The sequence below is a fragment of the Streptomonospora halophila genome (assembly GCF_039542725.1).
Lineage (GTDB): Bacteria > Actinomycetota > Actinomycetes > Streptosporangiales > Streptosporangiaceae > Streptomonospora > Streptomonospora halophila.
On record NZ_BAABIK010000010.1, the window covers coordinates 92,100 to 104,337 of the forward strand.

Here is a 12,238-nt window from a genome sequence, read left to right on the forward strand (position 1 = left end):
GCCCGCTTCAGGCGAGGACGGTCTCCACCGCGTGGCCGGTGTCCTCCTCGATGCGCAGGACCTGGTCGATCCCGGCGATCACGAACAGGCGCAGCACGCTGCGCTGCGGGGCCGCGACCGCCAGACCGACGCCCTGGTCGCGGGCCTGGCGGTAAGCGGAGACGAGGACGCCGATGCAGCGGGAGTCGCAGAAGCCCACGCGCGAGAGGTCGATCACGATCCCGCGCCACGGGGGTTCGGCCGCCAGCAGTTCGTCGAGCGCGTCGGCGAGGCCGGGCGAGGTCACGGCGTCGAGCTCGCCCTCAGGGGCGACCACCACGACGTCGCCCTCCGGCCGGACCGGGATGTCCGTCACCACAGTCGCGTTCCTCGATTCCCGCTGGAGGCGCTGCGCGCCGCGGACCGTCTCTCCCCCGCACCGCCGTCGACCGGCGGCGCCGTGCACCGCCTTCGCGGCCGTCCCCCTGCAACGGGCAGGAGGCGGGCCGCGGTTCCCGGACCCGCTCCGGCGAGCCGGTGTTCGGCGTGCGCTCAACATTAACCGCATGACAGCGGTCGATACAGATCGCGTCGCACAGCGTCATAACACTGATACTCGTCGGTACCCGCACGTCTGCACGCCCGCGGCCGGTCCGTGACTCGCGGCGGGCGGCCGCTCGGCCGCCCCGTCCGGCGCGCACCGCGGCTAGCGCCCGCTGTTCTCTGCGTGCTCGGCCACCAGGCTGCGCGCGACGTCGGCGACCTTCATCCGGTTGCGCTGGGCGACCCGCCGCAGCTCGGCGAAGGCCTCGTCGGCGTCGCAGCCGCGCGCGTGCATGATGATGCCCTTGGCCTGGTCGATGACCGCGCGCACCGACATCGCGCGGCGCATGTGGGCGGCCTCCCGCGCCACGTCGGTGTAGCGGCCGGCGCTGTGCAGCGCGACCGCCGCGTGTTCGGCGAGCAGCGCCATCAGCGGAGTGACCGCGTCGCCGTCGAACGCGTCCGCCCGGCCAGCGTGCACGCCGAAGGTCACCACCTCGCCCTCCAGCTTGCACGGGAAGGTCACCGAGGACCGGTCGCCGCATTGCACGGCCATGCTGGTGTAGGAGGGCCAGCGCTCCTCGCGCAGTACGTCGCCCACGGTCACCGGGCGCATCTCGCGCACGGCCTCGACCGTGGGCCCCTCGTCGGTGGTGTACTGGTACTCGAAGGCGGTGGCCAGGTCGGAGTGGGAGGCACCGTAGTCGACGACGACGTGCCTGCCCGCGACCCGCTCCGACTCGTCGGAGCGGTCGTCGCCCGGCGCGATGTCGTGCCAGATGACGACGATCGCCGCGGAGCATCCGGGGACCTCGCGTGCGGCCGCCGCGCTCATCCTGTCCAGCGCGCGCTCCGGTGTGGCGGTCTCCGCCTGGCCCAGCGCACCGATCTCGCGCGCGAGGCGGTCGACCCACATGGGCACCGTCCCCCTTTCCGGTCCGATGCCCCGCCGCGGCCGGGTGGCCGGGAAGGGCGTGTCGAGCGGACCGTGACTCCACGGTAACCGTGATCTCACCGGGACCGTTCCATGCGCTAGCGTCATGCTGGGGGCCGGGCCCGCCCGGCTGCCCGCCCGTCCCACGTCAGGAGTCCCAGCGTGCCGGAGAACCTCGCCGAGCTGCAGCGCGAGATCGCCGAGCTGAGCGATCGCGTGGCGGCACTGCGCAGCACGCACACGATGTACCCCGACGACTCCGCCGACACCGCTGAGGCGGCCCTGGCCGAGCTCGGCTTCGCCGAGCAGCTGCTCCAGGACTGCGGCCGCCGCCTTGCCGCGGCCGAGTCGGCGGCGCCGCGCCGGTCCAACGGCGACGACGAGCGGTCGGTGCTGCGCGCCGTGTTCAGCCAGCTCAGCGTGCCCGTGGTGCTGCTCGACCACGAGGGCTACATCCGGCGGATCAACGCGATCGGCGCCGACCGCCTGGGCAGCTCCCCCGGCTACCTCTCCGGCAAGCCGTTCGCCCACTTCGTGGACCTGCGCCGCCGGGCCGCGATGCGCTCGCGGCTGGCGGCGGTGCTGCGCAGCGGGGAGTCGGCGTCCTTCGAGTCGCGGCTGGCCCAGCGCGGGTGGGCCGAGGACGTGCACATGACGCTCACCCGGCTGGACGTGCCCACCGAGGCGGCCCCGCTGGTGCTGGTGGCGCTGTCGCCGCCGCTGGAGAGCGGGGAGGACGAGGGACCCGCACCGCTGGAGCCCGAGGTGGAGGACCAGGTCGTCGTGCTGGCCGCCCGCCGGCTCGACGTGCTGACCCGGATGACGCGCCTGCTGCTGGCCAGCGCGGGGCCCGGCGGCGCGGGCCGCCCGCTGGCGCTGGACGACGCGGCCGCGCTGCTCGCGGACTCCTACGCAGACTGGGTGGTGGTCGACGTGTGCGACCTGCCCGACAGCGCCGAGCAGGCGCGCCGCGCGGTCGTCGCCGGCCCGTCGGGCGAGGACGAGCAGCGGCGGATGGTGGAGTCGCTGGACCCGTTGCGCTCGGAGATCCCGCGCGAGGTGCTGAAGAACGGCGAGTCGCTGCTCAACCAGCTCATCGACGACGAGACGGCGCTGGGCGAGGCCGCGGGCGGCGCACCGGTGCTCAGCGCCCTGGGCGCGGGTTCGCTGATGTGCGTGCCGCTCAAGGGCAGCCGCGGCGTGCGGGGCGCCCTCACCCTGATCCGCCGCAGCAACCGCGGCAGCTTCCGCCTGGCCGACCTGGGCCTGATCGAGGAGATCGGCGAGCACATCGGCCTGGCGCTGCCGCCCCGCACCGCAGGGTGAGGCCCGGCGGCCGGAGGCGGGAGACGAGACGGAAGGCGCGCTGCCGCCCCCGGTGCGGTCACCCGGTCCTCCCCACCGTCGCCCTCGGTCCGCGAGTACCGCCTGCTCCTGGCGTAGGTTGGCGGTCGGCGGTCCGCGCACCCGCCGACCGCCGTGCTGAAGACGTCACGAAAGGCCGCCGGCCATGGACTACGCAGCATTGGGCCGCACCGGCGTCAGGGTCAGCCCGCTCACCCTGGGGGCCATGAACTTCGGTTCCTGGGCGAACAGCGACCACGACGACGGCGTGCGGATCATCCACCGGGCGCTCGACGCCGGAATCAACGTCATCGACACCGCCGACGTGTACTCGGCGGGCGAGTCGGAGGAGGTCGTCGGAAAGGCCCTCTCCGGGCGCCGCGACGACGTCGTCCTCGCCACGAAAGCCCACGGCTCCATGGGCGAGGACCCCAACATGCGGGGCAACTCGCGGCGCTGGCTCGTCCGCGAGGTGGAGAACAGCCTGCGCAGGCTGGAAACCGACCACATCGACCTGTACCAGATCCACCGGCCCGACCCCGAGTGCGACCTCGACGAGACGCTGGGGGCGCTCACCGACCTCGTGCGCGCGGGCAAGATCCGCTACGCGGGATGCTCGACGTTCCCGGCGCACCGGATCGTGGAGTCGCACTGGGTGGCGGAGCGCCGCGGCCGGGAGCGGTTCGTCACCGAGCAGCCGCCCTACTCGATCCTCGCCCGCGGCATCGAGGCCGACGTGCTTCCGGTCGCACGCGAGTACGGCATGGGCGTACTGCCCTGGAGCCCGCTCGCGGGCGGGTGGCTCTCGGGCAAGTACCGCAAGGGCGTCGAGGTCGACAGCCCGCGGATGGACCGGATACCGGAACGCTATGACCCGGCGAAGCCGCAGAACGCGGCCAAGCTGGAGGCCGTCGAAGAGCTGGTGCGCCTGGCCGAGGACAACGGTCTGACTCTGATCGAGCTGGCCCTGGCCTTCGTGCTGGAGCACCCGGCCGTCAGCTCGGCGATCATCGGGCCGCGGACCATGGAGCAGCTTGAGTCGCAGCTGAGCGCCGCAGAGGTTCGGCTGCCGGCCGAGGTCCTGGACCGCATCGACGAGATCGTGCCGCCGGGCACCAACCTCAACCGGGCCGACGCGGGCTGGACCCCGCCGGAGCTGCGGGCCTCCGCGCGCCGGCGCTGAACTCCGCCCGCGGCAACAGACCGCGGCCGGTGCGGACGGTGGTGACCGCCAGCAGCGGGTCGGGGCGGGTGCGCCCCGGCCCGCTGCGGCGCGCGGAGGACGCGACGCCCGCCGCACCGCGCGGCGCGCTCCGGCCGCGGTCGTCCAGGGCAGCGGCCCCTTCCGGTCCGCGCCCTTTACACGGCGGATCCAACGGTTTAATTTAACCCTCTAGTAACTTACCGCCGAGTAGTCGCGCGGCCGCGGGAGGCGCGCCCGCCGCCGCGCACGCAGACACCCGCCCCTGCGATCCCCCCGCCCCTCCCGGCCCCGCGGCCGGACGTCGCGTCCGAGGTCAGCATGCACGCACCCCGCACACTGTTGGCGACCGCGCTCGCCTCGATACTCCTCGTATCCTCTCTGTCACTTCCCGCATCGGCCGACGACACCGCGACCGGTGCCGAGGTCGCCTACCGCACCATCCCGGGCCACGGCGGAATCGACCTGAGGGCCATGGTCATCACCCCCACCGGCTACGAGGGCCCGCGGCCGCTGCTGGTCATGCCGGCGGCCTGGTCCACCAGCAACCTGCTCTACGTCGGAGCCGCCGAACGCCTGGCCTACGAGTCGGGCTACCAGGTGGTCAGCTACACCTCCCGCGGCTTCTGGGACTCCGGCGGCGAGGTCGAGGTCGCCGGCCCCGCAGACGTGGCCGACGCGAGCAGGGTCATCGACTGGGCACTGCGCGAGACCGACGCCGATCCCGAGCGCATCGGCATGGCGGGGATCTCCTACGGCGCCGGGATCAGCCTGCTTACGGCGGCGGCCGACGACCGCGTCCGCGCCGTCGGCGCGATGAGCGGCTGGGCCGACCTCGCCGATTCCGTTTACGCCAACGAGACGATCAGCTACCAGGCCGTCGAACTGCTGCTCACCTCGGCGCACCTGACGGGCCGGCCCGGCGACGCGCTGCTGGAGATGGAGTCGGAGTACCGCAAGGGCAACGTCCGGCCCGCGCTGGAGCTGTCGCCGGAGCGCTCGGCGGCCACCAAGCTCGGCGCCCTCAACGCCAGCGGACCCGCCATCATGATCGGCCACGCCTGGAACGACGGCATCTTCCCGCCGAGCCAGCTCACCGATTTCTACAGCGCCTACACAGGCCCCAAGCGGCTGATGCTCTCGGCGGGCGACCACGCCACCTCCGAGGCCTTCGGCGCGTTCGGCCTGCCCAACGAGACCTGGAAGTCGCTGACGCGCTGGTTCGACCACCACCTGCGGGGCGTCGACAACGGCGTCGCCGGCGAGGACCCGGTCCGGGTCAAGCCCAACAGCGGCGGCGGCTGGGCGTCCTATGCCGACTGGCCGTCGGTGAGCGAGCACGAGACCACGCTGCACCTGGGCGAGCCCACGCGGTCCTGGACCGACTGGCAGCGCACCGGCGGCCTCGAGGACGAGCCGCGCACCGGCTGGGACTACGACGTGCGCGCCGGGGTCGGTACCACCGCCGAGAGCGGGACGCTGCTGCTCAGCGGCGCGCTCCAGCAGTTCGCCGGCCTGCCCACCGGGGTGGCGCTGCCGCTGGTGGACCGGCGCCGCGCAGGGGTGTGGACGGGCGAGCCCTACCCCGGCGGCGCGCGGATCAGCGGCGCGCCCCGCGCCCGCCTGACCGTGACCCCCACCGCCGCCGAGCAGTCCCTCTACGTCTACCTCTACGACATCGACAGGCACGGCATCGGGTCTTTGGTCACCCACAAGCCCTACACGCTGCGCGGCGCCGAACCGGGGCAGCCGCAGAGCGTGGACGTGCGGATGGAGCCGGTGGTGTGGGAGGTGCCCGACGGGCACCGGCTGGCGCTGGTCGTCGACACCCGCGACGCCCGCTACACCGGCGCGTCCGCGGTCGGGGAACGCGTCACCTTCGGATCGCCTGCAGGGAGTCCTTCCACGCTGACGGTCCCGACCGCCTGAGGCGGCGCGCGGGCCGCGCTCGCTCCGGCCGCCGCGGGCCGCGGTGGTCCGGCGCGCGGGCCGCAACCGCGAAAAGCGGGGGTGCCGACCGGATCGCCCGGTCGGCACCCCCGCTCGTGCGCCCGGCGGGCGGACGCGGCGGCGGTCGGCCTCAGGAGCGCCGCATGAAGAAGAACATCAGCCCGAAGAACGAGATGCCGACGATCACCAGCAGGCCGCCGGCCACGGCGCCGCCGATCAGCAGGCCCTGCGACGGGCCGTCGTCCGCGGCCACGGGATCCTGGGAGGCGCCGCCCGCGCCCCCGTCGTCGGCGGGGGTCTCGGTGGCGATCGGCTCACCGGTCACGTTGACCGTCGCCAGCGCGTCGGTGGCGCTGTCCGGCGAGCAGACCGTGGTCGAGGGGCCCTGGCTCTGCTCGACGTCGATCGTGATGTCGCCCGGCGACACGGTCACCTCGCCCGGAGCGGTCGGGGTGAACGTGCCGTAGAGCCCGGACTCGTCGAAGGTCTCCTCGTTGTTGCCGCCGAACCCGCCCGAGGCCTCGGTGGACGCGCTGGCGGTGGAGGTCGGGGCGGCCTCGCCGCCCAGTTCGACGTCGACGGTCAGGGTTCCCGAGGTGATCTCGCCGCCGTCGGTGTAGGAGTAGTAGTTGTAGTCGCTGGGCTCCATCTGGAACTCGATCTCCTGGCCGACTTCGGCCTCGGCCGGAGCGCCGACGTAGATCTCGATGTTCATCGTCTCCGACAGGTCGTCGACCTGGTCCTCACAGGTGTAGCTGTAGGTGGCCGACGACCCCTCCAGGCTGTCCGCCCAGGCCGGCGTCGTGCCGAGCGAGCCGAAACCCAGGCAGGCGGCGGCGAGCCCGAAGGCAGTGCGGGTCATCGTACGGGACACGGCTGTCGCTCCTATGAGTCCGAGGGAAGAGGCAACTGGATTCCGCGCCGCACCACATGTAGCGACTCAATCCAGGGGGAGGACGAGCTGGTCCTGACAGTGGGGGCGAAGTATGCGAATTGTGGCGGAGGGCCGGGGGCGAACCGCCACGGGAACACCGCGGGCGCCGCGGCACGAGTAGGCATCGTAGGCGACACGTTCGTCCCGAAAAGGGATGATTCGCCCTTTGTTACATACACGAGACCGCAGGTCCACGGGCTTCCCGGGCAGCCGCACCGCTGCTGCGCCGGCCTTCGTTCACTCTGACGCCGCCCGGACCGTCCCGGTTCCGACCGTTCGGGCAATCGGCGGGCCGGTGTCGCCTACTCCGGCCCCCGGATCGCGTCCACCAGGGTGGTGAGCTGCGCCACCGACCGGTCGAGGTCGCGCACGGCCTCGACCGTGTTCGGGTCGGTCTCGTGGTCGTCGGTGACGATCCGCTCGCGCAGCGACTCCAGGTTGGTGTTGATGTCGGCGACGCGCCGGGACAGCTGGTCGGACACCGGAAGAGGGGACTCCCCCGACGCCGTGGCCAGCTCGCGCTGGAGCATCTGCGACTGCGTGCGCAGCCGCTGCTTCATCTGGTGCAGCTCGACGAACACCTCGACCTTGGAGCGCAGCACCCACGGGTCGAACGGCTTGGTCAGATAGTCGATCGCCCGCGATGCGTATCCCCGGAAGACCCGGTGCCGGTCGATGCCGGCACCGGTGAGGAAGATGATCGGGACGTCCTTGGTCTTCTCGCGCTGCTTGATGTGCGAGGCGGTCTCGAAGCCGTCCATGCCCGGCATCACGACGTCCAGCAGGATCACCGCGAACTCTTCCTCGAGAAGCGCCTTCAGTGCCGCCTCGCCCGAGTTCGCGCGCACCAGGTTCTGGTCCAGCGAGGTGAGGATGGCCTCCAGCGCGGTGAGGTTCTCGTCGCGGTCGTCGACGAGGAGGATGTTGGCCTTCTGCGGCACGTCTACTGCTCCTGCTCCTAGTCCGTGCTGTCCGGGCTGTCGTTGCCGTCGGGGGCCTCCCGGCCCTCGCCGTCCTCGGCGCCGCCGTCCAACCACGTGCGGATGACGTTCAAAAGGTGGTCGATGTTGACCGGCTTGGTCACGTAGTCCGAGGCGCCGGCCTCAAGACTGCGTTCGCGGTCGCCCTGCATCGCCTTCGCCGTCAGCGAGATGATCGGCAGCTCGGCGAACTGCGGCATCTCCCGGATGGCCCTGGTCGTGGCGTTGCCGTCGAGCTCGGGCATCATGATGTCCATCAGCACCAGCTCGACGTTCTCGTTGGCCTCCAGCTTCTCGATGCCCGAGTGGCCGTTGTCGGAGAAGTGCACCCGGAGCCCGTGCGCCTCCAGCGCGCTGGTCAGCGCGAACACGTTGCGGATGTCGTCGTCGACGATGAGCACCTCGCGCCCGGCCAGCACCGCGTCGCGGTCGGGGTCCTCCGAAGCACCCGTCTCGGCGGACCCGCCGCCCTCCTGCGCGCCCTCGACCGGCTCGGCCAGGGCAGGCACCGGCGCGGGCTCGGCCGCCTCCTCGGGCTGCTCGGCCTCGTCGTCGGGCGCGGTGGGCTCGACGGTCTCCAGCGGCCCCAGTTCGGCGGGGGTGTCGGGCACCCGCACGTCGACCTCGGTCAGCGGCTCGATGTCGGAGCGGGCGCCGGTGACCTCGGGCGGGGACTCCAGCGACGCGTCCAGCCGCTGGGCCGTGCCCTCGGGCACCCGTACGGGAAGCAGCAGGGTGAACGTACTGCCCTCGCCGTGCACGCTCTGCACCCGGATCTCGCCGCCGAGCAGCCGCGCGAAGTTCTGGCTGATGGACAGCCCCAGGCCGGTCCCGCCGAAGCGGCGGCTGGTACCGCCGTCGCCCTGGTGGAACGCCTCGAAGATCACCTGAAGCTTGTCGTCGGGGATGCCGATACCGGTGTCGGCCACCGAGAACGCGATGATCTCGTCGTTCTCGCCGAACATGTCCAGGTCGGCGTCCTCCAGCGCCCAGGCCGGCTCGATGAGCAGCCGGACCTCGCCGGTGCTGGTGAACTTCACCGCGTTGGACAGCAGGTTGCGCAGGATCTGCTGGAGACGCTGCTCGTCGGTCCACAGGTAGCTCGGGATGTCCGGGGACACCTCGACACCGAAGGCCAGGCCGCGCTCGGCGGTCATCGGCCGGAACGACGCCTCGACGTAGTCGACCAGCTGGCTGATCGACACGTCCGAGGGCTGCACCTCGGCACGGCCGGCCTCGACCTTGGCCAGGTCCAGGATCTCGTCGATGAGCTGGAGCAGGTCGTTGCCCGCCTTGTGGATGGTCTGGGCGAACTCCACCTGCTTGGAGGTCAGGTTCTGCTCGCTGTTGTCGGCCAGCAGCCGCGCGAGGATGAGCAGGCTGTTCAGCGGGGTCCGCAGCTCGTGGGACATGTTCGCCAGGAACTCGGACTTGTACTTGGACGAGATCTGCAGCTGGTGGGCGCGGTCCTCCAGGGAGCGCCGCGCACGCTCGATCTGCCGGTTCTGCAGCTCGATCGCCCGGTTCTGGCTGGCGAGCTGCCCGGCCTTGCTGTGCAGCTCGGCGTTCTTGCGGCGCAGCTCCTCCTGCTGGCGCTGCAGCTCGTTGGAGCGCTCCTGCAGCGCGTTGGTGAGCTGGCGGGACTGCAGCAGCAGGTACTCGGTCTTGGAGTTGGCCAGGATGGTGTTGACCGTGGTGCCCAGCTGGGCCATGAGCTGGCGCAGGAAGTCCAGGTGGACCTCGCGGAAGCGCCCGTAGGAGCCCAGCTCGACCACGCCCAGGACCCGGTCCTCGGAGATGATCGGGAAGATCGCGATGGTCAGCGGCGCGGCCTCGCCCAGGCCGGAGCCGACCTTGACGTAGTCCGAGGGCACATCGTGGATGATCATCTCGCGCTTCTGCGAGATCACCTCGCCGATCAGGCCTGTGCCCGAGCGCACCCGGCGGCGGTCCTCGTCGGGCTGGTAGCCGAAGCCGCCGAAGAGCAGGAAGACCTCCTCGTCGTCCTTCTCCTCCGGCAGGTAGCAGGCGCCGTGCTGGGCCTCGACCAGCGGCGTGACCTCGGTCATGATCAGCCGCGCGAGCTCGTTGAGGTCGCGGTGGCCCTGGATGCGGCCGGAGATGCGCGCGAGGTTGCTCTTGAGCCAGTCCTCGTCGCGCTGCGAGGCGGTGGTCTCGCGCAGGTTGCTCACCATCAGGTTGATGTTGTCCTTGAGCTTCTGCATCTCGCCGCGGGCGTCGACCTGGATGTTCTGGGTGAGATCGCCGCGGGTGACCGCGCTGGCGACCTCACCGATCGCGCGCACCTGCGTGGTCAGGTTGCCGGCCAGCTCGTTCACGCTGTCGGTCAGCTGCTTCCAGGTGCCCGACACGCCGTCGACCTTGGCCTGGCCGCCCAGCTGGCCCTCACTGCCGACCTCGTGGGCCACGCGTGTGACCTCGGTGGCGAACGCGGAGAGCTGGTCGACCATGATGTTCACGGTGTCCTTCAGCTCCAGGATCTCCCCCTGGGCGTCGACCGTGATCTTCTTGCTCAGGTCGCCCTTGGCCACCGCCGAGGTGACCTGGGAGATATTGCGCACCTGTGTGGTCAGGTTCTGCGACATCGAGTTGACGTTCTCGGTGAGCGCGTTCCAGATGCCCGAGACGCCCCTGACGTCGGCGCGGCCTCCCAGCTTGCCCTCGGTACCCACCTCGCGCGCCATGCGGGTGACCTCGTCGGCGAACGCCGAGAGCTGGTCGACCATGACGTTGATGGTGTCCTTCAGCTCCAGGATCTCGCCCTTGGCGTTGACGGTGACCTTCTTGGTCAGGTCGCCGCGGGCGACCGCCTGGGTGACGATGGAGATCTGGCGCACCTGGTGGGTCAGGTTGTTGGCCATGGAGTTGACGTTGTCGGTCAGGTCCTTCCAGACCCCCGACACCCCGCGCACGTGCGCCTGGCCGCCGAGCGTCCCCTCGGTGCCCACCTCGCGGGCCATGCGGGTGACCTCGTTGGCGAAGGACTCCAGCTGGTCCACCATCGTGTTGACCGTGTCCTTGAGGTCGAGCATCTCGCCCTGCGCGTCGACCGTGATCTTCTTGGACAGGTCGCCCTTGGCCACCGCCGTGGTCACCTGCGAGATGTTGCGCACCTGGTAGGTGAGGCTGTTGGCCATGGAGTTGACGTTGTCGGTCAGGTCCTTCCAGATGCCCGAGACGCCCTTGACGTTGGCGCGGCCGCCCAGCTTGCCCTCGGTACCGACCTCGCGGGCCACCCGCGTGACCTCGTCGGCGAAGGAGTCGAGCTGGTCCACCATCGTGTTGACCGTGTCCTTGAGCTGGAGCATCTCGCCCTGGACGTCGACGGTCACCTTGCGGCTCAGGTCGCCGCGCGCGACGGCCGTGGTCACCTGCGAGATGTCGCGTACCTGGTTGGTCAGGTTGTCGGCCATGGAGTTGACGTTGTCGGTCAGGTCCTTCCAGATACCCGACCCGCCCTTGACATTGGCGCGGCCGCCCAGCTTGCCCTCGGTGCCCACCTCGCGGGCCACCCGCGTGACCTCGTCGGCGAAGGAGTCCAGCTGGTCCACCATGCCGTTCACGGTGTCCTTGAGCTGCAGCATCTCGCCCTGGACGTCGACGGTCACCTTGCGGCTGAGGTCACCCTCGGCCACCGCGGTGGTCACCTCGGAGATGTTGCGCACCTGGGCGGTCAGCCGCGAGGCCATCTGGTTGACGGACTCGGTGACGTCGCGCCAGGCGCCGGAGACCCCCTCGACCTGGGCGCTGCCGCCCAGCTTGCCCTCGGTGCCCACCTCGCGGGCGACCCGCGTGACCTCGTTGGTGAACCCGTTCATCTGGTCGGCCATGCGGTTGACCGAGGTCGCCAGGCGCAGCAGGTCGCCGTGGAGCGAACCGTGGCGGCTGGTGAGGTCGACGCGCTGGGACAGGTCGCCGCCGGCGACCGCGTCGAGGATCTGGGCGACGGAGGTCACCGGCTCGCTGACCTCGTCGAGCAGCTGGTTCAGCGACCGGACGCTCTTGCCCCAGGCGCCGCGGGCCGGGCTGACGGCGATGCGCTCGTTCAGCCGGCCCTCGGTGCTGACGACGCCGCCCACGCGCTGAAGCTCGCTGCTGAGCTGCTCGCAGTGGTCCAGTACCTGGTTGAATACAGAGGCGATCTCACCGGACCGGCCCTCGCCGCGAGAGTCCAGTCGTACACTGAAATCGCCGTCTCGCATGCTGTAGAGCGCGCGGAGCAGCTCGTCGAGCTGCGCGTCGTGCTTGTCCGGCGCCCGTGTGGCCTCGGGCATGGATCCCCTCCTCAAACTGCTCACTACGGGCATCTCGGGCCCGTGGGGGACCGGGGCCGCCTGGTCGGCACGTGATCC

8 protein-coding genes are annotated in these 12,238 nt (G+C 71.2%); 3 read left to right on the forward strand and 5 right to left on the reverse strand.

The annotated features are described in order from the left end of the window. Positions 1–7: 7 nt before the first annotated feature. Both ABEA15_RS10765 and ABEA15_RS10770 read right to left on the reverse strand, forming a co-directional pair. The gene (locus ABEA15_RS10765; RefSeq protein ID WP_345556519.1) at positions 8–358 is read right to left on the reverse strand and encodes an STAS domain-containing protein; all 351 of its coding nucleotides are present in this window, start codon (positions 356–358) and stop codon (positions 8–10) included. Positions 359–685: 327 nt separating this feature from the next. Next, on the reverse strand, positions 686–1,438 hold the full coding sequence (locus tag ABEA15_RS10770; protein ID WP_345556520.1) for an ANTAR domain-containing protein: 753 nt from the start codon (positions 1,436–1,438) through the stop codon (positions 686–688). A 180-nt stretch (positions 1,439–1,618) separates the two neighbouring features. On the opposite strand from ABEA15_RS10770, the gene ABEA15_RS10775 reads away from it, so the two are divergent. From ABEA15_RS10775 to ABEA15_RS10785, 3 genes are all read left to right on the forward strand, one after another. Then, on the forward strand, positions 1,619–2,782 hold the full coding sequence (locus tag ABEA15_RS10775; RefSeq protein WP_345556521.1) for a PAS domain-containing protein: 1,164 nt from the start codon (positions 1,619–1,621) through the stop codon (positions 2,780–2,782). Between the two features lie 184 nt (positions 2,783–2,966). After that, the gene (locus tag ABEA15_RS10780; RefSeq protein ID WP_345556522.1) at positions 2,967–3,983 is read left to right on the forward strand and encodes an aldo/keto reductase; all 1,017 of its coding nucleotides are present in this window, start codon (positions 2,967–2,969) and stop codon (positions 3,981–3,983) included. A 339-nt stretch (positions 3,984–4,322) separates the two neighbouring features. Then, the gene (locus ABEA15_RS10785) at positions 4,323–5,930 is read left to right on the forward strand and encodes a CocE/NonD family hydrolase (protein ID WP_345556523.1); all 1,608 of its coding nucleotides are present in this window, start codon (positions 4,323–4,325) and stop codon (positions 5,928–5,930) included. Positions 5,931–6,081: 151 nt separating this feature from the next. On the opposite strand, the gene ABEA15_RS10790 is transcribed toward ABEA15_RS10785, so the two are convergent. The 3 genes from ABEA15_RS10790 to ABEA15_RS10800 form a co-directional block, all read right to left on the reverse strand. Beyond that, entirely contained in the window at positions 6,082–6,825 is a 744-nt protein-coding gene (locus ABEA15_RS10790; protein ID WP_345556524.1) for a hypothetical protein, read from the reverse strand. Between the two features lie 362 nt (positions 6,826–7,187). Further along, complete coding sequence (locus ABEA15_RS10795) at positions 7,188–7,826, reverse strand: response regulator (RefSeq protein WP_345556525.1); 639 nt, start codon at positions 7,824–7,826, stop codon at positions 7,188–7,190. A 17-nt stretch (positions 7,827–7,843) separates the two neighbouring features. Next, the gene (locus tag ABEA15_RS10800) at positions 7,844–12,160 is read right to left on the reverse strand and encodes a HAMP domain-containing protein (protein ID WP_345556526.1); all 4,317 of its coding nucleotides are present in this window, start codon (positions 12,158–12,160) and stop codon (positions 7,844–7,846) included. Positions 12,161–12,238: the final 78 nt, after the last annotated feature.